Raw genomic sequence first — 24,074 nt, 5'->3', positions numbered from 1 at the left:
CATTATCTACATACATAGTTTATACATGCTTAACAAACTGAAAGTAACTTGCATTAAGATGCCAATAGTGTCGAAAGCGCATTAAATTAAGCGCCCTTACTTTCATACATTTCCTACTTTCATAGTGGTTTATTCACATGCATAGCGATTCTATAGAGTTAACATCATTAGTAACTCAATGTGACAAAGAGCCCATCCATCTTCTAGGTAAAGTACAAGATCACGGGTTTATGATTGTCTTAGACAGGGAAGGTGTTGTCAGCCATGTGTCTGAAAACATAGGGGAGTTTCTTGATAGCTCAATAAGTCAACTAATCGGCAGTACCTTCTGGCATTGGCTAGATAAAGAGCAGGTTCACGCTATCCGTGGCGCACAGAGCCAAGCAATGATCCTTGGTAAAGCGACATACCTCAATGGGCTATCGCTGCCTTTTTCTGAGGATAAGTTCGACCTTTGTATTCACCAGAGCGCTGAGCAACTCGTGCTGGAATTTGAGCGTGTTGTAGGCCGAGGTAAATTTGATGGTGTTATGACTGCACTTATGAGTCAAATAGCAATATTCTCAGAAATGGATGAACTTTACACTGGGGCCGTTGAAAGCGTCAGAACGGCGACAGGGTTTGATAGGGTAATGCTGTATCAATTTTTGAGTGATGGTGCCGGTGAAGTCGTTGCTGAGTCAATGTCAAGCGATATGCCGCCTTTTCTAGGGTTGCGTTACCCCGCTTCAGATATTCCGCGCCAAGCACGCGAGCTTTATAAAAAAAACCTTGTAAGAAATATTTCTGACGTAAGTGGAAAAAACCATTTAATCGTAGATAAAAATAATGATGCAACAACATCCATTGATCTCTCATTCTCACGCTTAAGAGCTGTTTCAGAGGTCCATATTCAATATTTAAAGAATATGGGTGTTGCTGCATCAATGTCCATATCGCTAATTGTGAACGGGCAACTATGGGGGCTTATCGCGTGCCACCACAATGATGCGAAAGTCATTCCGGGGCGATTAGTCGCTCAGCTAGAGCTATTCGCCGAAATGTTTTCACTAGAGCTGTCGAGACGGCTGGTGAATGAGCGGATAAGAGTAAGTGAAGAAGCGAACAGTACCTTTGCAAGAGTGTTAAGTAATTTGTCTTTAGGTTCTTCGCTTTCCAATGCCATAGTTGAACAATTGCAGCTGTTGAAGCGCTTAATTGATATTGATGGCGTGGGATGTATTTTCGGTGATGAGTACACTAAGAACGGCGACGCGTTGAGTGAGCAAAAAATAGCGCGCCTAACGTCAATTTTAAAGGAGTTGCCGCCTGAAGAAATCTATCAATTTGATAACTTGGCTGCCGCGGATCCAAGCTTGTCTGACGGGAAGGTCGCAGGTGTATTAGCGTTAAAGATTTCAAGCCAGCCTATGGATTATATTTTTCTTTTCAGAAACTCAGTGGTAGAGCAAGTCGTGTGGGCAGGAAACCCGAGCAAACGAGTAGAGAAAAGTCAGGGTAGAGACATACTCACTCCTCGCAGAAGTTTTGAAAAGTGGATTGAAAGTAATGACGCCAAATCTACGCCTTGGACGACCTTAGATCTTGAGAGAGCAAAATCGATTCGACTTGGTGTGATGGAGCTAACCATTCGCCACCTCCACGAGAAAGAACTACTTCAAAGAGAGGCAAAAAAACGCCTTGAGCTATTGATTGGCGAACTTAATCATCGGGTAAGAAATATCCTTAATTTGGTCAGTGCGATAATAGGTCAAACATCTCTGTACAAGAAAAATATTGACGAATTTGTTTCTTCGCTTTCTTCGCGAATATCTGCTCTGGCACTAGGACATGATCAACTCACTCATGCTTCATACGACAGTATTCGGTTTAATGATTTGCTGCTTAACGAGTTAAAAGCATACATGGTAAATGAGTCAGCATTTACGATTAAAGGCCCCGATATCAAACTTACGCCTTACGCGATAACGCCTATTGTGTTGGTGTTTCACGAAATGATCACCAATGCGGCTAAATATGGCGCACTTAGCGCGACGAGTAATGATGGCAGAGTATCGATCACTTGGGATTTTGACGAAACTACGGGGTGTACTATTTACTGGGAGGAATTGGGTGGGCCGCCTTTAGAAGGTTTAGGAGAAGAGAGTTTTGGAATGACCGTTATAAAATCGGTTATACCTCATGAACTTAAAGGCAAGGTGGAGCTGCAAAGTAAGGTAACAGGTTTGACTGCTAAGTTTTTTATTCCTAAAAAATACGTAGAGCTTGAATTTGAAAACAGTGACGTTGAGAAAGAGGCAAAAACGGAAGCCAACGCCCATAACATTAAAGTGCATGAACCTAAATTGCTCTCGAGCGCGTTTATTGTAGAAGATAATCTTCTTATTTCCTTAGACTTAAAAAAGCACCTTAACCAAATTGGCTTTAATAAGACCGAAATATTTGGAAACATCGCCTCTGCAAGGGCCGCTTTGGCAAAACACAAACCTTCAATGATGTTTTTAGATGTCCACTTAGGTCATGAAAATACGTTCCAACTGGGCTTGGAAATTCAAAAGCAAGGTATTCCTTTTGTCTTTATTACCGGGTACGGGGCTGCGATAGAGCTGCCGGAAGAACTTGGTCATGTGTCTGTACTGACTAAACCTGTCGACACTGAACTTTTAAAGACGACAATTCAATCTTTTGGATTTGAGGTGTAGCACATGCAAACGCAGCCCGTACCCAAAATAATCATTGTTGAAGATAGTCTTATTGAATCACTCAATATTCAGAAGAATCTTAAAAGTGCGGGCATGCAAGTGATTGGTGTTGCGTCTAGTTCAAAACAACTCTTCAGCTTGCTTAAGCAGGAGGTACCAAGCCTTATCCTTATGGATATCAATTTGGGAGCAGCTGAATCTGGAATTGACCTTGCAAGACTAGTGGCTAAGGAATATCAAATACCGATTGTGTTCACTACATCCTATTGCGATGATTCAACGATAGCAAATGCATTGGAAGTATCACCGTATGGTTATTTAGTTAAACCCTACGGAAGCTTATCGCTAACCACAACGATACAAGTTGCTCTAGAGAGGAAACGCATAGAATATGAGCTCGCCTCATCGAATAAGCGTTTTGAAATGGCATCAAAAATGGCCAAACTTGGTATCTTAGAGGTCGACCCGCTATCTCATTCTATTGTGATTAAAAGTGTAGAGAACTTATTCGATTTCCCTCAGCAGATGTCTATAGACAGTTTTCTTTCTTTATTTCCAATTGAAAAGCGGGCTGAGTTATCTAATGCACTAAAACAAAAATCTAATTACGTAACGACATTACAGATAAAAGCGCAAGGGCAAGCGCCGCAATGGTATCAAGTAGTGTTATCCGACGTTATTTTGAGCGATGACTGTATTCAAATTGGCGCAATACAAGATATTTCGGTTTTGCAACATGCGCAGTCCAGCCTTGGTATTGCAGATAAGATTGTCAGTGAAATTCAAGAAGGCGTGTTAGTTTGTGATGAAAAGGGCATCATTTCTAAAGTAAACGCATCGCTGTGTAAAATGCTTGGTGCCACACCTGAGCTGCTTCTTAATAAGTCGATAAATAATGTGTTTCCGAAGGAAAGGAAGTATGACCCGAGGCCCGATTACCTTATTGACGGAATGAGAACTGACCTTACGATTGTAAGTAATGGCCGAAGATACCATTTGGTAATGTCTATTACATCGTTCCTCAACGATAGCCAGGAAGCGAATTTTGTTGCTATTCTCACCGATGTCACCGAGCTTAAGTCTTCAGAGAGCCAGTTAAAATACTTAGCGTTTACTGATGCGCTTACCGGTGCCGGGAATCGTAACTATCTAAACAACGTTGTAGAAAACTTCAGTGAATCTTGCGAGCCTTGCTCTATTATTTTCATTGATATTGATGAATTTAAGTTGATCAATGATACCCATGGGCACGAAGTAGGAGATGAGATTCTCCGTTCTTGCGCTAGTCGTTTCAAAGCAGCGGTAAGGGAAGACGACAGCGTTATTCGCTTCGGTGGTGACGAATTTGTTATCGTCACCAATACGTCGAGTGAGAAGCTTCTTAATAAAATGACAGCAAGGTTGTCGCAATCGTTTAAACGAGAGTTCACTACCTCGTCTGGCGCTTTTCAAATTACGGCAAGCATAGGCGTCGCCACTTCTACTGAAACGATGACGGCAACCGACCTACTGAAACATGCTGATATTGCAATGTTTTCAGCAAAGCAAGGCGGCAAAAGTAACGTTGTTGTTTTCAATGATAGTTTGTCAAAAAACATAGAATATCGTTTGTTTATTCAGCAAGCCCTTAAGGGAGCGATTAAAAGTAAGCAAATATTGGCCCATTTTCAGCCCATTATTAGCGCAAATGGCGAGATAGCTGCCATAGAAGCGCTCGCGCGTTGGCACATTCCTAGCCATGGGGCTATTAGCCCAGATAAATTTATACCCATAGCTGAGCGTACTAAGCATATTCATGATATTGGTTTGTTAATGCTAGATGAAGTGTGTTTTGCGCTAAAAAAATTGACTGAATGGGGGTTTAATGATGTGCGATTTAACCTCAACATGTCTGCGGTACAGCTGCAAAACCCTGGTGTTACGGAATTATTTGCTGAACGATTTTTGTTTCACGATATTGCACCGAGTCGGATTGTTGTCGAAATAACCGAGTCAACGCTACAAAGCGAGAAAGCCAGGGATGTACTCAATGCCATTAAACGTTTAGGGGTAACAATATCTATAGATGATTTTGGTACTGGCTTTTCGTGCATCTCAGAACTCGCTGATGATGCTTACGATGCGATTAAAATTGACCGCTCACTTCTGCCCGCCTTCCCACTGAAAACAAAGGGTGAAAAACGCCGGGCGTTGATTATAGAAAATGTGGTGTGGCTGTGTAATCGACTTGGCATGCCATGTACATTAGAAGGGCTAGAGAGCGAGGAACAAGTTGCTTTTGCAAAAAGCATTGGCGCAAAAGCAATGCAAGGCTTCTTTTTTACCAAACCGTTAAGCTTAGTGGAGTTGATGGAGTATTTACAAACACACCATGCCGCGACATCGCTTTCTAGTATTGGCGATTAAGCAAACACGCTTTCTTTCTACGTTTTTTGATTTAACTACACCCTGTTGGTGCCCCTTGCATTTACAGTTATAAGTTTCCGTAGCGTTTAATTTAAAAGTACGGTTTAAACCGGTTGCTGGCTATTTATTGTGCTGGTGGGCGCGCGCTTTTAATGGTAGACTCCGCGCGCAATTTAGCTATGGCGTTTTCCCTTAGATTTCCTCAGTAATCTCAGCCCCACCGCGATTTGTACAACTTCGTCAGAATATGCCTTAACGGGTGTTACCACCGATAATATTTGTAAAGAGAGAGTTAATAAATGTCTTTTACCCAATTAGGACTTGCTGAACCGCTTTTAAAAGCAATTGAAAAGCGTGGTTTCTCAACGCCATCCCCAATCCAAGAAAAGGCAATTCCTATTGTATTACAGGGTAAAGATGTACTGGCGGCAGCGCAAACAGGTACCGGAAAAACTGCGGGGTTTGGCTTGCCTATCTTACAGCGGTTGATGACGGGAAAGAAGGTCACGGCGAACAATGTAAGAGCCTTAATTTTAACACCCACTAGAGAACTGGCCGCACAAGTAGAAGAAAGTATTCGCGCATTCAGTGAGTTTTTGCCGCTTTCAACGGCGGTAGTATTCGGCGGCGTCGGCATTAATCCGCAGATGATGAAGTTACGAAAAGGGGTTGATGTGCTTATCGCGACGCCGGGTCGGCTGCTCGATTTGTATCAACAAAATGCGGTTACGTTTAGCCAATTAGAAGTGCTGGTTTTAGATGAGGCCGACCGAATGCTGGATATGGGGTTTATACATGATATAAAACGCGTATTGAAACTCCTGCCAAAAAAACGCCAAAGCTTACTTTTCTCCGCTACCTTTTCTGATGATATAACCGCGTTGGCTAAAACGATTACAAACGATCCAATCAGTATTTCTACAGCGCCTGCAAATACAACAGTAGACGCAGTAGAACAACACTTAATAACCATCGATAAGTCTAAAAAGACAACGGCATTGATATGTCTGATCAAACAAAAAAGTTGGCAGCAAGTATTAGTTTTTAGTAGAACTAAGCATGGCGCCAATAGGATCGCGGAAAAGCTCACTCGTTCAAAAATTCCGAGTGCAGCTATTCATGGAAACAAAAGTCAAGGTGCAAGAACGAAAGCGTTAGCTGCATTTAAAGACGGAAGTATAAAGGTATTAGTAGCAACTGATATCGCAGCAAGAGGCATTGACATCAGTGAACTTCCGGTTGTCGTTAACTTAGATCTCCCAAATACTGCAGCAGATTATGTACACCGAATCGGTCGGACGGGCCGAGCAGGTTCCTCTGGACAAGCGTGGTCATTCGTTTGTGCAGACGAATTACAGAATTTAAAAGACATTGAAACGCTTATTCAAACTCTGTTACCACGAGAAACACTGGAAGGGTTTGAACCGCAGCAAGCGGTGCCAGAAACCGTATTATCTAAACCGAAAAAGCCCAAAAAACCCAAAAAGCCCAAAACGAGTCAAAGTCAAAAAAGTAACGCTCGAGAAGGGGGGAACAGTAACAAATCTGATAAATCAGAAAACAATAAAAAGAACAGCGCTCAACGTAAAAACCGACATGGCAGTGGGCAACGAGTGGAAAGCAAAAAGCCGCGGCGCCAACGCAATGGCGCCTGATTGGGCAATGTTGTCTAGTGTTGCTCCCATGAAAATGGGGGATAATGGCGAAGCGCGGGCGTAGGGCTTGCGTCGCTTTTGTCGTGACTTTCAAGCTTGAGTACGGCTCTTTTCTCTAGGTTTTTTTGCAAGGCAGTTCTAAAACCTTTTACTTCTTTCCATAAATCAATAAATGATGGCGGCGTATTACCCTTAATATCTTCGGCGAGCAAGGGCCCTAGTTTTTGATAGGCGTTCTGCAAACGCCCCGCCATTTCACGATTGTACTGGGCTTCTTCTGCCGAAGCGCTCCAAGTTGTGAGTAATTGCTTTTGATTTTTAGTCAACGCTGGAAACTGAGAAAAATACTCTACATATGCAGACAAAGAAATACTATCCGCATGACCCCACATCGTCATACTTGTTCTGTTTAATAATGTATTTGTTGATGGCTCGACTATCATTACCGTCGGTGTAGCGTAATATATGGGATAGTCGAATAATTCAGTGATGCGTCGTTTGTCATTGAGGGTCCCTACGTCAACAAAAATAGTTTCATAATGGGCGCCTAGAATTAACTGCATTTGCTCAGTGTTGAACTGATCAGCAAGCCCAGTGCTGTCATGACACCACTGCGCACCTAGAACGACTAGCAGTAGCTTATTTGTAGCTAAAGCACGTTCTTTTGCTTCCAATACATCAGTTAAGGGAGACGTTGAAGCAGTATACGTAAAGTCATTATTCAAAGACGTACTTTTACACCCTACGACAAGCACAGGTAGCATTATGATGGTGGCTTTCTTGATGAGGCCGGAAAGATTTGCAACGAAGTTGAACAGTCTTGAAAAATTTAAAATGTGCATATTATTGATAACGTTATTAATACATGTCCAATGTACCATATCACATCGAAAATTTAGCGGCACTTAAACACCTGCATTTGCCGCTTAATCTTCAATGTTAACGCATCGGGTGGCACTAGCTTAAGGAGGGGAGTGCTACCAGCTTCATATTGATATTTCCAAAGCCTTCAAAGGAAACCGTAGAATGGGCTCCCGCGACCGTGTCATGCACACCAGTAATGGCACCTGAGCATATCATACAGCCTTTCGGCAAGGTGATGTTTCTGATTGATGCTTGGTCTATCAAATAAGCGATCGCAGCCATAGGTCCGCGTAATACACTATTTGCCGGTGCGCTGTTGATGTGTTGCCCATTAATGAAAACTGATGTGTCTATTTTTTCAATGGATTCTTCCCAATTATCGATTGCTGCCCCTATAACCATCCCTTGGTTTACACCAAAATCGCTTATAATTGCAGTGGGGCCGTAACTGTTAAGGTCTATAACAGGACTACTTGCTATTTCTACGCCGGCGTAAACATTTTTTATAAGCTGTTTGAGCGGCCCTTTTGTGTTGACGGAGCCTGGGGGGATCGCTTTTCCCAGTTCAAAAACCAATTCGGCTTCAACTGCAACCATACCTCCCGCGTAAACTTCGAGTTCTACACATTCATCGTCTGCATGCGGGCGACCAATGAAATGGGAAACCTTTTTGAAAATTGGACCCATTAACCGCTCCGCGCCCATTTGCTCGCGAAGTTCAGGGACCACCATTCCTACTTTCCAGCCTGTTATGTCGTCGTTCCATTGAGCAAGCGACATGTCCTGTACGCGGTAAGCTGCTTCAAGTGTTGACGGAACATCACCTGGAAAAGTGTCTAATACACTGGCCTGCTTGCGCGCGTTAACCAGTGTATTCGATAATGTTTTCAGGGCGTCTTCTGTAAGTGGTTTATCAGGAAACATGAGAACGATTAAATCCCTAGCGCTTGGCCGCCACCAATTTGAACGGTTTCTGCGGTAATAAATGATGCATCTTCACTTACCAAGAATGACACCACAGAAGCGACCTCTTCTGGCTGGCCTAGGCGACCAAGCATGATGTTGTCCTTCCAAGAAGCAAATACTTCTGGTTTTGTTGCTTTAATTTGGGCATGGAAAGGCGTGTCAATTGTGCCCGGAGACACTGCGTTTACACGAATACCGGCTGGTGCTAATTCTTTAGCGAGAGCACGCGTCAACGTATGTACTGCGCCCTTAGAAACACCATAAATACCTGCGCCGGGACCCCCAGCATTCCAGCCTGCATTAGAGGTATAATTTACAATAGCGCCACCGTCAGATTTCTTTAAGTAAGGAATAGCTGCTCGAGACACAAAGAATGCACTATCGAGGTTTAGTGCCATAACAAAACGGTAAAACTCCGTTGTCATTTCTTCCATTGGGCTGCGCCCGCCAAGACCACCGGCGTTATTAATGACGGCGTCGATCTTACCGTATTTGTCGCCAATTGCTTTTACGTTTTTATCAACCGCTTCATCGCTGGTAACGTCAAAGCCATAGTACTGCGCTTCAATACCCAATTCGCTCAGTTCATTAACGCGCTCTGCGCCTTTTTCGTCTTCAATGCCATTTAAAACAACAATGAAACCGTCTTGGCCAAGTCTTTTTGCAACTTCAAATCCGATGCCGCCTGTTGCTCCAGTTACCAGTGCTACTTTCTTTGTCATAACGATATGCCTTAATGTATTACAAATTGTAATGCCAATATTAGGTTATATAATTAAATTGGTCTACCTGTTTTTGGCTTGTATTAATATGGGGTTAGAAATGGATATCAGGTTAGGAAGTTTCTTCATTGGCTGAATAAGTCCTCTGGACGTATTTTGGTGAAATTTATGATGCCTTATTGGTAATACCAAAAAATAAAGGGAAGCTAGATATGTTTCGAGAAGTAGTCGATACAGCAGAACAAAATCCGTAGTCGATCATAATAAAAGAATATGCGCTCAAGTAGCACACACTAATCTTGGACCTGAAAGCGAATTAAATATAAGTAAATTATCTCTATAAAAAACGTCTGCCCCCTTTGTAAAAAATGACGTTAGTGTATAGTTCATCACCAAGTTCATCCTTCCAGCACTTCAACATAGAGAGAGCCATGACCGTAAACGTTGACACTCAGTCTTTGATTGCATCTATGCGAGATGTAGTAGGGCAAGCCTATTTGTTAACAGATAAAGCAAAAAAGCAGCCATATACTAAGGGGTTTCGCTTTGGTGCGGGCGAAGCTCTCGCGGTAGTGAGGCCGGGCACGTTGGTTGAGATTTGGCGTGTGTTAAAGCTATGTGTTGAAGCCGATGTCGCAGTAATCATGCAAGCGGCTAATACCGGTTTAACGGGCGGCTCTACGCCAGACGGAAAAGACTACGACAGGCCCTTAGTAATTATAAGTACCATGCGTATCGATGATATTCAGCTGGTTGATAATGGAAAGCAAATTGTTGGCTTAGCTGGGAGTACTCTATTTGGGTTGGAGGAGACGCTTGCGCCTTACGGTCGTGAGCCTCATTCGGTTATTGGTTCTTCGTGCATCGGCGCATCCATCGTGGGAGGGATATGCAATAATTCAGGTGGCGCTTTGGTCAAACGTGGCCCAGCCTACACTGAACTTGCACTTTTCGCGCAAATAGACGGTAATGGCAATCTTGCTTTGGTGAACAACCTTGGTATCAACCTAGGTGACGAGCCAGAAGAAATTCTGAATAATCTTGAGAACAAACAATATTCGACGTCTGACGTTCAGCACCCTGAAGCTCGTGCATCAGACAACGAGTATGATGAACGGGTTCGAGACGTTGATTCAGACACCCCTTCACGCTTCAATAATGACGGCAGACGACTTTATGAGGCCTCAGGCTGTGCAGGGAAACTTGCTGTATTTGCAGTAAGACTAGACACATTTCCAATTCCTGAAAAAAAACAAGTATTCTATGTGGGCTCTAATGACGCAGCTGTATTTACAAAAGTGCGTCGTGACATTCTTTCTAACTTTAAAAATTTGCCTGATTCCGGCGAATACCTTCATCGAGATTGCTACGACGTGTCTAAGAAATACGGCAAAGACATGTTTATTGTTATCAGTAAACTCGGCGCTAAGTTTATACCAAAGCTGTTTGCGTTTAAGCGAAAGTTCGACGCATTTACCGACAAGTTAGGTTTTTTACCCAACAAAATGTCAGATCGTGTGATGCAGTACATGAGCTATATTTTTCCTAACCATCTGCCAAAGCGCATGGAAGAATACAGAGATAAATACCAGCATCATTGGATATTGGAAATGAGTAACGACGGGGTGGACGAAGCTAAAGCCTATTTAGATGAGTTCTTTAAAACCAACGAAGGCGGCTATTTTGAGTGTACAGAAGAAGAAGCTGACAAAGCGATATTACATCGCTTCGTTGCGGGTGGAGCGATAGGTCGCTATCACATAATGCACAGCAAAGAGGTGGGCGCCATGATGACCATCGACGTTGCGCTTCGCCGCAACGACCCTGACTGGTTTGAAGTACTACCAAAAGAAATAGATGATCAAATTGATACTAAATTATATTACGGTCATTTGTTTTGCCACGTTATGCACCAGAATTATGTATTGAAAAAAGGCGCAGACGCTAAACAGCTAAAAGGCAAAATTCTAGAGACCTTTGATGCAAGAAGCGCTGAGTATCCAGCAGAGCATAATGTGGGTCATGAGTACTTTGCCAAAGATGCGCTTAAGAATTTCTATCGCGAACTTGACCCGACCAATAGCTTTAACCCAGGCATAGGCAAGACCACCAAGCTCAAGAATTGGGCTGAGCACGATGGTGGGTGTTGCGGTGGTCATCATTAGAAAAATACGGACTGTAAGATAATAAAAAAAGAGCGAGTAAAATCCTTTACTCGCTCAGTAAGAAGGCTACCTTTCAGAGGGAAAGTAGCCGTCGGAGCAATGATGGCTTTTCTTTTATGCTAATCGGTTGATTATTGAAGAGAAATCCATTCCTGCATTGCCTTCTTCGCAATGCATTTCAAACCACTTTGCGGCAAGCTCCCCCATAGGTACTTGCGCGTTAACGCCCTTCGCGCCCTGCATGGCCAGCCCCAAGTCTTTGAGCATAAGCGCAGAAGCGAAACCGCCAGCAAAATCATTATCAGCAGAGCTTTGTGGCCCCACACCTTTAACGGGGCAATAGGTGGTCATTGACCATGTCTGTCCCGAAGCATTTGACGCGATATCGAAGAACACTTGCGCATCCAAGCCAAGTTTTTGTGCCAGCTGAAAGCTTTCGCACGTCGCAATCATGGTGGCGCCAAGCAGCATGTTATTGCAGATTTTTGCGGCTTGCCCCGCACCATGGCCACCCGCATGAACAATTTTTTTGCCCATTGCGCTAAGCACGCCATGGGCTTTGTCAAAGGCATCTGCGTCGCCACCTACCATAAACGTGAGTGTGCCGCCTGCCGCAGCCGCAACACCACCAGATACTGGCGCGTCTAGCATCTGTAGCCCTTTTTTCTCAGCCAGTTCTGACACACGCTTTGCTGTTTCAACGTCAATAGTAGAGCAGTCAATAAGCAAGGTGCCTTCTTGGACCGAAGCCAGGATCTGATTTGAATAGATATCCAGTACGTGCTTGCCCGCCGGTAACATAGTGATTACGATGTCCGCTTCAGAAACAGCTTGCTCTGTACTTTTTGCAATAGTGCAGCCTGCTTCTTTGGCTTTGGTCAGCGCCGCTTCGCTTAAGTCAAACGCCAATACCTTGTAATCGCTCTTAACCAGGTTATCTGCCATCCCAGAGCCCATATTACCTAGGCCAATAAATGCAACTGTAGTCATAATTGTCTCCCGGTTTAGCCCATGGTTGGAATAACAAAGGCGTTGTCGTTTGTATCTGAGCCATCAGGCCAGCGTTGCGTAATGGTTTTAACCTTGGTCCAGAACTTCACTCCTTCCATACCATGTTGATTGGTATCGCCAAACGCAGAGCGCTTCCAGCCCCCAAAAGTATGGTAGGCTACCGGCACAGGAATAGGTACGTTGATCCCAACCATGCCCACGTTTACACGCTGCGCAAATTCGCGTGCCGCATGGCCGTTACGGGTGTACATCGCGACACCGTTTCCGTATTGATGGTCACTTGCCAAGTTAACCGCTTCGTTGAAATCTTTAGCGCGCACCATTTGAAGTACCGGACCAAAAATTTCCTCTTGGTATGAGCGCATGTTTTTGGTCACATGGTCGAAGAACGTTGGGCCGATAAAGTAGCCTTGACTGTCGTCTGGGATCTGACTGGTTCTGCCGTCGTAAACAAGCTCAGCACCTTCTTCTATGCAAAGGTCGATATAGCCTTCAACGCGCTCTTTGTGAGCAGCGGTAACTACAGGGCCATAGTGGGCATTAGGATCTTCACTATGGCTTACCATAATGTCTTTAATAGCTGGTATAAGCTTGGCTTTAAGTTTCTCAGCGGTTTCATCGCCCACAGGCACGACAACCGGTAGCGCCATACAACGTTCACCGGCACTGCCGTATGCAGCACCTACTAGGTCGGTTACTACTTGATCCAGGTCTGCATCAGGCATCACGATGCCGTGATTCTTCGCGCCGCCCATGGCTTGAACGCGCTTGCCAGCGCGTGCGCCACGCTCATATACATAGTTAGCGATATCAGAAGAGCCTACAAAGCTCACCGCCTTAATAGTTTGATGATCTAAAATACCATCAACCACTTCTTTGTTACCGTGCACGACATTAAGTACACCAGCAGGAAGGCCTGCTTCAATCATAAGCTTTGCCAGTTCAACAGGTACTGACGGATCGCGTTCTGATGGCTTTAAAATGAACGCGTTACCGCAGGCTATTGCCACTCCGAACATCCACATTGGGATCATGGCCGGGAAGTTAAAAGGCGTAATACCCGCCACTACACCGAGGGCTTGACGCATGGAATAAACATCGATCCCCGGTCCTGCACCTTCGGTATATTCCCCTTTTTGCGCATGAGGAATACCACAGGCAAATTCAATAACTTCAAGGCCGCGCTGAATATCACCCTGCGCATCAACTAACACTTTGCCGTGCTCGCTCGATAACAGTGCCGCTAAGCGGTCACGATTTGCCTCAACAAGCTCTTTGAACTTAAACATAACACGAGCGCGTCGTTGAGGGTTTGTTGCTGCCCACTCAACCTGTGCAGCTTGAGCGGTTTCAATTGCATAGGCTAGGGTCGAAGTGTTCGCTAAGCTGACTTCAGCCTGTACTTCACCTGTATTAGGCGCAAATACCGACGCAGTATTTTCGCTGCTATCCTCAAAATCTTTTCCTGCGATAAAGTGAACAATCTTTCTCATGACATAGCTCCTGTAATTTTTAACAATATTGAAACCTTGTGTTTGCAAAGGCAATACATATACTTGCAGTATAGTGCTGTAAAAATACAGGTGTTTGAGTGAATTGGGACGACATGCGTTTGTTTCTTGGACTGGCAAGAAATGGTCGTGTAGCTATTGCTGCTAAAGGTTTAAAGGTAGACCCTACGACGTTAATTCGGCGTGTAAAAAAGCTGGAAGACTCATTAAATTGCAAACTATTTGAGCTAACTAAAAAGGGCTATGTACTTACCACCCATGGTAGTGAGCTAGTCACGTACATTGAAAAAGCAGAGCATTACTTTTTGGAAGCGCAAAATGAGTTAGGCGATGAACGTTCGCACTTGGCCGGTACGATTAGGGTGAGCGTTTCTGAAGGTTTTGGCAGTTGGTTTTTGGCACCTCTACTGGCCGACTTCAAGAAGCAGTACCCGGGAATAAGTATTGAGCTAGTTGCTACAAGCGGTTTTCTAAACCTGAATAAACGGGAAGCCGATATGGCTATCTTGTTAGAAAAGCCTAGTAAAGGCTTATTGGTTACACAAAAACTGACTGACTATAACCTTTATCTTTATACCCATCAGTCTCTTATCGACGATAAAAAACCGCAAACATTACAAGATCTTACCTCATTCAATTTAGTGAGTTATGTTCCCGATTTAGTGTATGCGCCTCAATTGAAGTTCATTGAGGAAACGGCACTGTCACAGTTAAGCGCGCTGCGCAGCACCAGTATTAATGCGCAATATCAAATGCTTATTAATGGTGCTGGCGTCGGCATTTTGCCCAAGTTTATGGCTGAAAAACAACCAGGCTTGGTTCGGCTAATTGAAAACGAGATTCACATCAAACGCACGTTTTGGTTAGCTACGCACAAAGAGACCCATTCTCAAGCTCGCTTCCAAGCATTTACACACTGGCTAATTGAAAACGTAGCGCGTTATCAAACAAGTTTTACTGATAAGTGATGTTAGGTATATCAGCGAATGTGCTTTGTTTTAGACTATTAATTCGTAAATTTTGAGATGTATTGAAAGTAGTACAGACCTACGTTTGATGTAATAAAAGCACTTACTCGACCCACACGCTAGCATTACAAAGCCAAAGCCTACATGGCAAACAAGTACTAGGTTTATAATCAAGTAAGCCTCTACGAGGCTTATTTGCAGGTTATTCAACAAAAGTACTGAAAAGCTTTTTACATATAGAAGTAAGGTCCTATCCAACTATAACTCTCATCGCCTAGGCTAACTTGGTGTCTTGCACCGTTATCATTATTACTAGTAGCAATAATAAATAGCTGTGTATCACCCTTTACGTCGGTAATACGTACACCAGTATACGCGTCGCTATCTAAAACGACTTCAAGGTTTTTGATACTGCTTCTTGAGTTAATCGACGATTCACTCACTGGGCTGTATGAACCATGAGGCTCTACTACAGAAACAAATAAAGTGTCTTGGGTATCGTTTCGTCTTATCGTAATAGCTGCGTCGCGGCGTAGGTTAAAGTCTGGATCGTTTGCGCCGATGCGAGTCAAATACACCTCGTCTTCAGCGTTGGTAACAGTGGTCAGCGTATAATACTTGCCATGCTGAAGCCACTGGAACTTAGTGTTACCTTCACTCGCGTTACCCTTACCCTCTACGAATAAATGTTGATAGCCGTTGTCTTCACCAAATGGTGATAACGTGGTAGGTGACTCGTGAGTAAAGTTCTTATCAATTATCTGCCCCATGTAATAGAAGGGCAGGTCATATTGATTCTTCTTGTCAGTGTCAACTCGTAGTATGTCTAATACAAATGGCTTTTCGAAGTTTTCGTCTTTGATTACCGCCATGGTGCGGTGCATTAACGTGCCCGGGTAAGCATTTTCTTCTGTTGCGCTAACCACTTTTACGTTGTCATCTTCTGCGTTAAAAGTGAAAAGTTCTGAGTGATGCTGGCTGGCAACGTCGTACTCACCATCAAAATGCTTTGTGCCATTTATTGATAAAGTATTATGTGCAATGGTTGTCTTAGCCCACGTGGTATTTTCTTTTAGATAGTTACCACCGCCTTTTTGACCGATATTTACAAAGCGAACTAGGCCATAATCTTGCAGAACTTCTTCGCCTTTTTCGTATAAGGAGAACGATAACTTATCGTAATGACCGTGACTCAGACCCTGCGCGGCATATTTAAACACTAGGGTTAGATCTTCATTGCCGTATCGCAAAATCCCTACGCCGCCTTGGTCACCGTTCGGGCCATCACTTAAATTAACGGAGGACTTTACAAAGGGAACCGCTTTGCCATCTCGAATATCAATAGCAGCTTCAAGTCCTGACTCTTGTAGTAGTACTTCACCTTGCTTTTCTACCACGCTTAACAAGCGAGGATCTTTCTCTCCGTAAAAGTACGCGAGATCCACAGCGGTAACTAAAGAGGCTTTCTTATAAGACATGCCTTTTTGAGCATCATTAAGGGGGAAGAATTCACCATCAGCGTCAGACAGGTTGAGCAGTGCATCAATACCTTTTAACAATACATTATCTTTGTGCTGTAACACTTTTAAGTCTGGACGATTATTTTCCATAGCCAGCGCGAGTATTAGGAAAGGGTACATTGCATAGCGCTGATAGTAAGGGCCTTCGGTATAGTAGCCATCAGGAGAGAAGGGCTCTTCTAAATTTGCGAAAAAGCCCTTACGCTGACCTTCTACTTTAATAGTACCGCCATCGTTGTCTTTACCGCCCACTTCTAAGCCATCGTCTTCAATACCGTAAAGGGCACGTTGAATAAGCTCTTCATCGTTCATAACCAGACCAATCATGCCTACAGCAGCAATGCCCCAGGTACTGTGGTTATGCACGCGGTTAAAAAATTGTGGGTTTTCTAATGAAATAAAATCGGCAAACGGACGGAAGAGATTGTCCTCTAGTGTTTTGCGTTCATCAGCAGACAAATAGTCGTAAATAGCATCATAAGCTTGGCTCATGTAAACCAGCCAGTTGCTGTCGTTTAGGCATTGCCAGAATAGTTTACCCCGCGAATATGAGCGCTCTTGCGGGTGAAGGGGTAAGTCTTTGTACATGGCTTCATATTGAAACAACATGTCACGAATATATTTGGCGTACTTTTCATCTTCTAACACTTGATAAAGAACGCCAGCTTTTTGCGCAATAAAAAAGTTTTGTTTATGGCGCTGGTGGGTATAACCACCTGAGAAATCCTTTGGAATAGGCGTATCGATACCCATCGCAATTTCGGCATCTACTTCTTGCTTAACGGTTGCCAAACTTTTATCAAACAGAGGAACTTCACCCAAGTTGTCTCTCATCCTTTCTACGCCAGGTTCGGTAAGGATAAGGCTAGGGTGACCTTTTGCTTCGCTGGCAAAAGACGATAGGCCGATACCAACAGCTAGCATAGTAAGGCTAAATTTCTTGATGTTCATTGTATTTATTTCCTTGTTGTCAAATAGCCATTGGTGAAAACAGGCAACAACGGATGTAGGGTAAAAATGTTGTTATTTAAAAATGACAATTTGTAATAAACACAATAACAGAAGTTAAAGAAGAATGGATCAGACCAATTGGTTGTTTTGGTAAATTTAATTTCTTAATTGGTTAGATATATTTTGGGTGCAATTAACACGTTAGAATAAAGGCTTCTCTATTGCGTCAACAAGTATGAAAAAGACTACTGTTAAATAGAGCTTGTGAATTAGTGCCAACGCTTATTCATCACACAAGCTGCAATTTGCTAAGTATTCCAAAAGCTAGGGCGGTAATCGGTAGAGACACCAATGTGCTTACTGCGATTATGCTTGCCGCTAAGCGATAATCCCCGCCTAGGTTTCTAACCATTACATAGCTTGCAGCAGCAGTAGGTGAGATAGCTAAGAGGAGAACAATGCCTAGTTCCATTCCTTTAAAACCTAGAGCGTAGGCAAGAACAACCAATACAAAGGGGTAGACTACGCATTTACTGGTAGTACTAAGTACAATGTTAAACCAGTCACTGGAAAAAGAGCGGAACTGTAGTGAGGCGCCGGTGCATATAAGGGCAAGTGGCAGGGTAAGCTGTGCGAAGTATTCCCCTGTTTGCACTAGGGTATCTGGAAGTTGCCATTCGAAGTATGAAAAAGGCAAGGCTGCGGCAATTGATAAGATCAACGGGTTTTTCGCCATGCCGGTAACTTGGCCCGTTAAAGAGCGCGACGTACCTTGGTAAAAGTTAAGAACAAACACTGACAGTACATTAAATAAGATGGTAATACACCCCATGTATACAGACGCTACAGCTAGACCCTCTTGCCCATAGGTGTTAGCGCAATAGGCTAAGCCGATAATACCCATATTGGCTCGAAAACCGCCCTGAACAACTACACCTCTGGCTTTATACGGGTGTACTGTCAGGTGAGAGATAATCATAAGCACAGCAAATACAATGAGTGTACCTATCACTCCCACGCTCATAAGAGATAGATTCGCGGCTTTGGAAAAGTCAGCTCTCGCGATTGATAAGAACAGTAGAGCAGGGAGCGCAACGTTAAACACCAGCTTAGAGCCAGCTTCGATAAACCCTTCATTAAGCCACTTAATCCGAAAAAACAGCCAACCCATTAAAAGAAGGATCAATACAGGAATAAGCGTGCTGGTTATAAAGCTAAGCATAAGAAATAACTAACGCCTTTGAGTGTATTTACAGAACAATGGATTACTGCTTTGTAAATAGGCAGTAAGGGGCATAGTATGCCAACTTTCTGTTCTTATGCATAAAGTAAATTGGTAATACCTCAAAGAAAAAGTGCTTACGTAATATTCTAACCAATAAACTTATTCACAATCTTTGTTGATTAGCGTAACTTAATTTGTATGTTAACAAGGGTTTACCTTTTCTATTGTCGACCCTGCATCTGAACCCTTATTCGCCTATCGCAATGGCGACACCCTAGCTAAGTTTTTCCTCCCCGCTATTTTGTGTGGAACGGGTGGCCCAACAGTGTCGAGTTTGGCCACGTGGGAACTTATTCCCTATTCAAAGTGGGCGTTCAGGGGGATTGAAATTGGCATGGTATTGGAAATGTCTCTACTGTCTATTTCACTGGCGTTTAATTACAAGCAAGTTCAGCAAGCACACAGAAACGCAGAGCGTGATGCAAGGCTCGACCCACTCACTTCGTTGTATAACCGACGCGCTTTTGGAGATTTGGTATACTCTGTTTGGGAGCTGGGAAAGCGCAGCAATAAGTTTATGTCAGTTATGCTTATCGATATCGACTGGTTTAAAGAAGTTAACGATAAGTATGGTCATGACATGGGCGACAAGGTGCTGCAAAAAGTGGCAGAAGAAATCAAAGGGCAGGTTAGGGGCTCGGATATCACCTTTCGCTGGGGCGGAGAAGAGTTTTTAGTATTCTTACCTAACACCCGTACTCAGTACGCTAAGCAAATAGCAGAAAACCTACGCATGCACCTTTGTTACAACGATTATCTATTGTTGCGCCAGTTGAACATCGTAGAGTGTATTAGGTGTCATTTTAGCAACCGTCAAAAAGACAGTTGATGCTTCTGGCTCGGTACTTATGTTTAAGTCTCTAATGTTGGCTGCTGAAGTCGATATAATAAACTCATCGTTTTCGCCTGAACCATTCCAAGGTCTTCGATATACTTCATTAACACTTTTTGTAAAGTAGATAAATGTAGTATCCGCGGCGAAATGTTCCGCAGTACTGCTTTCTAAAAATTGTTTTTGTAAAACGTTCTTCGAACGCACATCTATCATGCTTACGTTCATCGTTGAATCCAATACTGCAATCGTATTGTTGTCTACTCTACTAATATTTATGGCTAGCAAATCGCCTACTTCATTTACTTTGCCAGTACTAAGGCTGATTATTGCTGGTTTAGATGAACGATATTCGCCGTAAATGGCAATTAACTCTTCATTACTTAGCCATTGCACGTGGCTGACCTGTTTCTCGAGCTTCAAGTGGCTGATTAATTCAAAGTTGAGGTCGTAAGTCATGACGCTATCACTGTCGGCAACTAAGATACGCTGCTTATCAGGTGAAACAGATAAGCTCGCAGGCCTTTGTACTGATAGATCTTTAACCTTTACATGGATGCCATCCACATAGCGCCAAACGCTGACATTTTCTCCATATACCAAATAATAGCCGTTCAGTTCTTCCCCCGTCGATGCAAAACCTTGTTCAAAAGATCCTGAAACCGCTACGTCGAGGCGTGCTTCTTTGCCGTTAGTCTTTACTAAATCTATTGCAATAATATCAGCGTCTGTAGTGCGATTGGCAAATATAAAGCGCGATTTGTCGATGACTTCTACGCCCAGCCATTGATTAATTGCGTAGCTGAAGTTGAGTGCATAGGATAGCTGCTTGTTATTGTGTAGGTTTAGCGTGTTTAATTCCCATCGAACCGGATCAAACCAAGAAATTGCATTATTTTCGGCGTTCCACGATATCGATGTGACCATGTAATCGACATCGATGAGCTGTTCTTGCTCACTACCATCAATATCACTAATCATTATACTTGTACCGCCTCGATGAGAGCGGGCATAAGCTATTTGTTTTTCATCGTGGGAAACCGTTACGTAATAATCGCCGTGACCTGCAATATGAGGGGAAGTGATTTGATATTCTTTGTTGGTCTCAAGGTTTCTAGCAAATAAAGCAGAGGACACAGGCGCTCCTCTGTAATTATATTTTGTATATACGAGCGTTTTTCCTCCCTCTATCAAACTTCCATTGATGGTTGATTGATAGTCGCAATCAAACAGTTTTTCATCAGAGTGCACAAGCAGATCATCTGCTAATTGAGCGCTCCAAACTTCACAAAATAGCTCTCCCTGCGACACGTTGATAAGTTGATAAATAAGTCGCTCGTTTCGAAACCAGGTGATCGGGAAGAGATCTCCGTCTTTTTCGGCAATGACATAAGTTCTTTGGCTTTTTAAATTTTTGACATTAATGGCTAGCCTTTCTTTGTCTTCAGCCATAAAACTATAGGCGAGCAGTGTTTTATCTCGGTTCACTTTCGGCGCAAACACCAAGCCTCGCTGATTTAACAAGTTCGTTCTGCTGGCCATTGCGTTGGTCTTCTCAACGTTGCGTGTAGTGCTCGCCTTTTCCAAGAAAGGCGACGGTAAGCTGTTGCGTTGAGCGTTGAATACATACAGCGAAGCAACGACTAATATTGCGCTGAAAAACGCAGTGAATGCGCCTTTCTTCGTTAAAATGGTGCGCGTTAAGAATGATTGTGTGTGTTGCTGTGCATCAGATTTTTCTGTCTTTTCCTGCATCGCTTTTAACACAGAGTCTGCTGTTTTTATCTCGCTATACGCGGGCGATGTAGACTTTTCTTCTAACGTAGGGGGGGTATCCGATTGTGGTGCGTTTACTATGATGACGTCTGGCGTAAAGCTGTAGCCTTTTTTGTAGTGTGTTTTGATTGCTTGCGCACTGTCACCGCTTGTTTTTAACACTTTGCGCAATGCAGACATAGCGCGATTTATTGAGTTATCGTCAACAAACTTTTGTTTCCAGACATAGGTTATCAAATCTTGTCGAGTGATGATCTCGCCCTGATGCAGTGCGAAGTAAACCAACAAATCAAACAATAACGGTTCTAAGTCGACTGTATTTGATTCAAAACTAATATAGTTCGACTTCGGTTTGAGTACCCAGCCGTTAAATTGAATTTCATTTGGCAATTCTGGCGTCATTGCGTGTTTTTCTAAGTCCATCTAGGTGATAACTAATGCACTGAATAAATCTAAACATCAGTATGCCAAATTTAGTATTCATTTCACTAACTTTATGAATAAACGCCGAAAATTTGCAATAAATTTAATGAAACTTGATTGCGTCCGTTAGGTAGACGATACCGCAATACGACAGATTAAGCACATTGCCTGGCGAATTTAAGAAAGAGAAATTAGACGGTAAAGCAAAATAATATGTAATAAGCTAAAAGCACAAGTGATTAAAGATTTTCTGTTACTCAAGCTTCATATCAGCAAATTCAGATACATTTTATAACACGCAAATCTCACGTATGATATCTGGTTTTAGACGCAGAGCTTTTTACATGTATCAAAATTTCCAAGCCGAACTGTCATGGGCTACCCTTCATATGCCTCGTACCCGCAAAGCGCTAGAGGCGCTTCCCGACTTAGGCGGCGTTAAACTGGCGTGTAACATGCATCTTGACTTGAAAATGGCGCCACTTGTAGAGGGCTTATTAGAGCGAGGATGCAATATTTTTCTTACTACATGCAATCCAACTACCGTGCAAAACGAAGTGGTTGACTATTTAGTAAGTAAGGGGGCAGAAGCGCACGCGTGGAGAGATATGTCTGATGAAGCGTGGAGCGACTCATTCGATAAGGCTTTGGCGTGGGAGCCCACACACCTTTGTGAAATGGGCGCAGACCTCACCACGCGCTTACATCAAAATTTAGCGCAAGGTGTACCTGTTCCAGATATCGTAGCGGGTCTTGAGGCAACGGGCTCTGGTATTAATCGACTTAACGGTATGGCACCTCGCTATCCGATTTTTAATTGGGATGATTTGCCTGTCAAAGAAGGGCTTCACAATCGCCATATGGTGGGTTTAAGTGCATGGCAAACCTTTTTTCAAACTACCCATTTAACACTGCATGAAAAAGTGGTTGTGGTGATAGGTTATGGGTTAGTAGGGCAAGGAGTAGCAGCTTCAGCGAAAGCTTTTGGCGCACAGGTGCAAGTTGCAGAGGTAGATCCCGCGAGAGCGCTTCAAGCAAAGTATGACGGGTGGCCCGTAGTTGAATTAGCAGAAGCCGTAAAAACCGCCGATGTGGTGGCTACAGCAACCGGTGCCTACGGTGTGATTGGCGTTCAGCATTTTGATGCCATGAAAGATGGCACGTTCATTTTAAATGTGGGTCATGTTGCGCAAGAAATTGATGTACCCTATTTGAAGCAGAATGCGGTAGAAAGTTTGCCCATGCCCTATGTAAATGCCTATCAAATTAACGGTAAAACGATCTTTTTGTTAGCTGATGGCTCTATGTTCAATCTTACCGCTGGCTACGGCGACAGTATAAATGCCTTTGATGTAACGCTGGCAGTTATGGCCGCAGGCGTTGGACATATCGTCGAACACGGCTCACAAAGCAAAAGTGGGCTTTATCTTTTGCCTGAAAATGCTTGGAAGCAAGCGTTATAAAACGTTTTCTTAATTACATGGTTTAAATAGGGACCCTTCACCTGAAATGTCATGCTTAGATGTGCAACATTTATCTCTAACGTTAGATAATACGCTTATTATCGACGACATTAACTTCACTGTCGGTAAAGGGGAAGTAATTGGGCTTCTTGGTCCAAACGGAGCGGGAAAAACAAGTTTGTTAAAGATGTTGGCGGGCCAACTGTTAGGAGATGGTCGCGTTCTGTGGGGCGGAAAAGACATTAAAGATTTTTCTGTACAGGGTTTGGCACAGCAAATTGCTGTAGTAAGTCAGATTAACGATATTGTATTTTCGCTTACGGTTGAGCACGTGGTTCGCATGGGATTACTGCCAAATAAAACGCTTTTTTCCCGCCAGACAGAAAGCGATACTATGCTCATTGCAAACGCCATTGAAGCTGTGGGGCTTACCCATAAATTTCGCCAAGTTTACAGCCGCCTATCAGGTGGTGAGCAACAGCGAGCCTTGATAGCGCGAGCGTTGGTGCAGCAGTCGTCGCTGTTGATATTAGACGAGCCGGTAAACCATCTGGACGTTTTTTACCAACATCAAATTTTACAGTTGCTTCACGATATGGCCAAGCAACTAAACTTGACCATTATTATGAGTTTGCACGACATGAACCTTGCTGCGCAATACTGCGATAAATTAGCATTGTTGAATTCAGGTAAATTAGTTGCCTTTGGTCACGCGACAGATGTATTGCAATCACATCGTCTGACACAAGTATTTCGCATTCCGTGCCATGTCGACACGCGAGATACACGGCCAAATATTACCTTTAAACCCGACCGTGAGCATGTGTTAGATTTGCGCCGGTGGCGAAAATGAA

The 24,074-nt window shown here is 43.4% G+C and carries 16 protein-coding genes; 8 read left to right on the top strand and 8 right to left on the bottom strand.

The window, feature by feature from the left end:
- The first annotated feature begins 137 nt into the window (after positions 1-137).
- The 3 genes from BK026_RS11100 to BK026_RS11090 all read left to right on the top strand — a co-directional run bounded on the left by BK026_RS11100 (position 138) and on the right by BK026_RS11090 (position 6,763).
- Positions 138-2,702 carry an HWE histidine kinase domain-containing protein gene (locus BK026_RS11100; protein ID WP_071815911.1) on the top strand — a complete coding sequence of 855 codons (2,565 nt, stop codon included), beginning with the start codon at positions 138-140 and terminating at the stop codon, positions 2,700-2,702.
- Between the two features lie 3 nt (positions 2,703-2,705).
- A complete protein-coding gene (locus BK026_RS11095) occupies positions 2,706-5,108 on the top strand; it encodes an EAL domain-containing protein (protein ID WP_071815910.1) in 2,403 nt (800 codons plus the stop codon).
- Between the two features lie 299 nt (positions 5,109-5,407).
- Positions 5,408-6,763, top strand: coding sequence for a DEAD/DEAH box helicase (locus tag BK026_RS11090; protein ID WP_083575071.1), 1,356 nt, complete (start codon positions 5,408-5,410; stop codon positions 6,761-6,763).
- A 14-nt stretch (positions 6,764-6,777) separates the two neighbouring features.
- On the opposite strand, the gene BK026_RS11085 is transcribed toward BK026_RS11090, so the two are convergent.
- The 3 genes from BK026_RS11085 to BK026_RS11075 form a co-directional block, all read right to left on the bottom strand.
- Entirely contained in the window at positions 6,778-7,605 is an 828-nt protein-coding gene (locus tag BK026_RS11085; RefSeq protein ID WP_071815909.1) for a thioredoxin family protein, read from the bottom strand.
- Positions 7,606-7,720: 115 nt separating this feature from the next.
- Positions 7,721-8,551: a 2-keto-4-pentenoate hydratase gene (locus BK026_RS11080; RefSeq protein WP_256253779.1), complete on the bottom strand. Its 831-nt coding sequence runs from the start codon at positions 8,549-8,551 to the stop codon at positions 7,721-7,723.
- Positions 8,552-8,559: 8 nt separating this feature from the next.
- Positions 8,560-9,315 (bottom strand): SDR family NAD(P)-dependent oxidoreductase, encoded by a 756-nt coding sequence (locus BK026_RS11075; RefSeq protein WP_071815908.1) that lies wholly within the window; start codon positions 9,313-9,315, stop codon positions 8,560-8,562.
- Between the two features lie 431 nt (positions 9,316-9,746).
- On the opposite strand from BK026_RS11075, the gene dld reads away from it, so the two are divergent.
- A complete protein-coding gene (gene dld, locus BK026_RS11070) occupies positions 9,747-11,480 on the top strand; it encodes a D-lactate dehydrogenase (protein ID WP_071815907.1) in 1,734 nt (577 codons plus the stop codon).
- A 114-nt stretch (positions 11,481-11,594) separates the two neighbouring features.
- On the opposite strand, the gene mmsB is transcribed toward dld, so the two are convergent.
- Together mmsB and BK026_RS11060 are read right to left on the bottom strand one after the other, a co-directional pair.
- On the bottom strand, positions 11,595-12,470 hold the full coding sequence (gene mmsB / locus BK026_RS11065; RefSeq protein ID WP_071815906.1) for a 3-hydroxyisobutyrate dehydrogenase: 876 nt from the start codon (positions 12,468-12,470) through the stop codon (positions 11,595-11,597).
- Between the two features lie 14 nt (positions 12,471-12,484).
- A complete protein-coding gene (locus BK026_RS11060) occupies positions 12,485-13,984 on the bottom strand; it encodes a CoA-acylating methylmalonate-semialdehyde dehydrogenase (protein WP_071815905.1) in 1,500 nt (499 codons plus the stop codon).
- Between the two features lie 98 nt (positions 13,985-14,082).
- Here BK026_RS11060 and BK026_RS11055 point away from each other — a divergent pair, with 98 nt between their 5' ends.
- The gene (locus BK026_RS11055; protein WP_071815904.1) at positions 14,083-14,970 is read left to right on the top strand and encodes a LysR family transcriptional regulator; all 888 of its coding nucleotides are present in this window, start codon (positions 14,083-14,085) and stop codon (positions 14,968-14,970) included.
- A gap of 230 nt (positions 14,971-15,200) precedes the next feature.
- On the opposite strand, the gene BK026_RS11050 is transcribed toward BK026_RS11055, so the two are convergent.
- Complete coding sequence (locus BK026_RS11050) at positions 15,201-17,441, bottom strand: alginate lyase family protein (RefSeq protein ID WP_177247904.1); 2,241 nt, start codon at positions 17,439-17,441, stop codon at positions 15,201-15,203.
- 289 nt (positions 17,442-17,730) lie between these two features.
- A complete protein-coding gene (locus BK026_RS11045) occupies positions 17,731-18,663 on the bottom strand; it encodes an AEC family transporter (RefSeq protein WP_071815903.1) in 933 nt (310 codons plus the stop codon).
- A 328-nt stretch (positions 18,664-18,991) separates the two neighbouring features.
- Here BK026_RS11045 and BK026_RS11040 point away from each other — a divergent pair, with 328 nt between their 5' ends.
- A complete protein-coding gene (locus BK026_RS11040; protein ID WP_256253778.1) occupies positions 18,992-19,555 on the top strand; it encodes a GGDEF domain-containing protein in 564 nt (187 codons plus the stop codon).
- Here the strand turns inward: BK026_RS11040 and BK026_RS11035 are convergent.
- A complete protein-coding gene (locus BK026_RS11035) occupies positions 19,484-21,757 on the bottom strand; it encodes a transcriptional regulator (RefSeq protein WP_071815902.1) in 2,274 nt (757 codons plus the stop codon). The two genes, BK026_RS11040 and BK026_RS11035, sit on opposite strands and share 72 nt — an antisense overlap.
- 344 nt (positions 21,758-22,101) lie before the next feature.
- Here BK026_RS11035 and BK026_RS11030 point away from each other — a divergent pair, with 344 nt between their 5' ends.
- Complete coding sequence (locus BK026_RS11030; protein WP_071817616.1) at positions 22,102-23,220, top strand: adenosylhomocysteinase; 1,119 nt, start codon at positions 22,102-22,104, stop codon at positions 23,218-23,220.
- A 46-nt stretch (positions 23,221-23,266) separates the two neighbouring features.
- Positions 23,267-24,073: an ABC transporter ATP-binding protein gene (locus tag BK026_RS11025; RefSeq protein ID WP_071815901.1), complete on the top strand. Its 807-nt coding sequence runs from the start codon at positions 23,267-23,269 to the stop codon at positions 24,071-24,073.
- Position 24,074 lies beyond the last annotated feature (1 nt).

This window comes from Alteromonas sp. V450 (assembly GCF_001885075.1).
Taxonomy (GTDB): domain Bacteria; phylum Pseudomonadota; class Gammaproteobacteria; order Enterobacterales; family Alteromonadaceae; genus Alteromonas.
The sequence above is the reverse complement of the archived record's forward strand: the minus strand, read 5'-3'. Positions and strand labels throughout refer to the sequence as shown.

Coding starts and splice junctions, on each gene's coding strand:
- BK026_RS11100 (WP_071815911.1), top strand. CDS start 138: ATGCATAGCGATTCTATAGAGTTAACATCATTAGTAACTCAATGTGAC.
- BK026_RS11095 (WP_071815910.1), top strand. CDS start 2,706: ATGCAAACGCAGCCCGTACCCAAAATAATCATTGTTGAAGATAGTCTT.
- BK026_RS11090 (WP_083575071.1), top strand. CDS start 5,408: ATGTCTTTTACCCAATTAGGACTTGCTGAACCGCTTTTAAAAGCAATT.
- BK026_RS11085 (WP_071815909.1), bottom strand. CDS start 7,605: ATGCACATTTTAAATTTTTCAAGACTGTTCAACTTCGTTGCAAATCTT.
- BK026_RS11080 (WP_256253779.1), bottom strand. CDS start 8,551: ATGTTTCCTGATAAACCACTTACAGAAGACGCCCTGAAAACATTATCG.
- BK026_RS11075 (WP_071815908.1), bottom strand. CDS start 9,315: ATGACAAAGAAAGTAGCACTGGTAACTGGAGCAACAGGCGGCATCGGA.
- dld (WP_071815907.1), top strand. CDS start 9,747: ATGACCGTAAACGTTGACACTCAGTCTTTGATTGCATCTATGCGAGAT.
- mmsB (WP_071815906.1), bottom strand. CDS start 12,470: ATGACTACAGTTGCATTTATTGGCCTAGGTAATATGGGCTCTGGGATG.
- BK026_RS11060 (WP_071815905.1), bottom strand. CDS start 13,984: ATGAGAAAGATTGTTCACTTTATCGCAGGAAAAGATTTTGAGGATAGC.
- BK026_RS11050 (WP_177247904.1), bottom strand. CDS start 17,441: ATGAACATCAAGAAATTTAGCCTTACTATGCTAGCTGTTGGTATCGGC.
- BK026_RS11045 (WP_071815903.1), bottom strand. CDS start 18,663: ATGCTTAGCTTTATAACCAGCACGCTTATTCCTGTATTGATCCTTCTT.
- BK026_RS11035 (WP_071815902.1), bottom strand. CDS start 21,757: ATGGACTTAGAAAAACACGCAATGACGCCAGAATTGCCAAATGAAATT.
- BK026_RS11030 (WP_071817616.1), top strand. CDS start 22,102: ATGTATCAAAATTTCCAAGCCGAACTGTCATGGGCTACCCTTCATATG.
- BK026_RS11025 (WP_071815901.1), top strand. CDS start 23,267: ATGTCATGCTTAGATGTGCAACATTTATCTCTAACGTTAGATAATACG.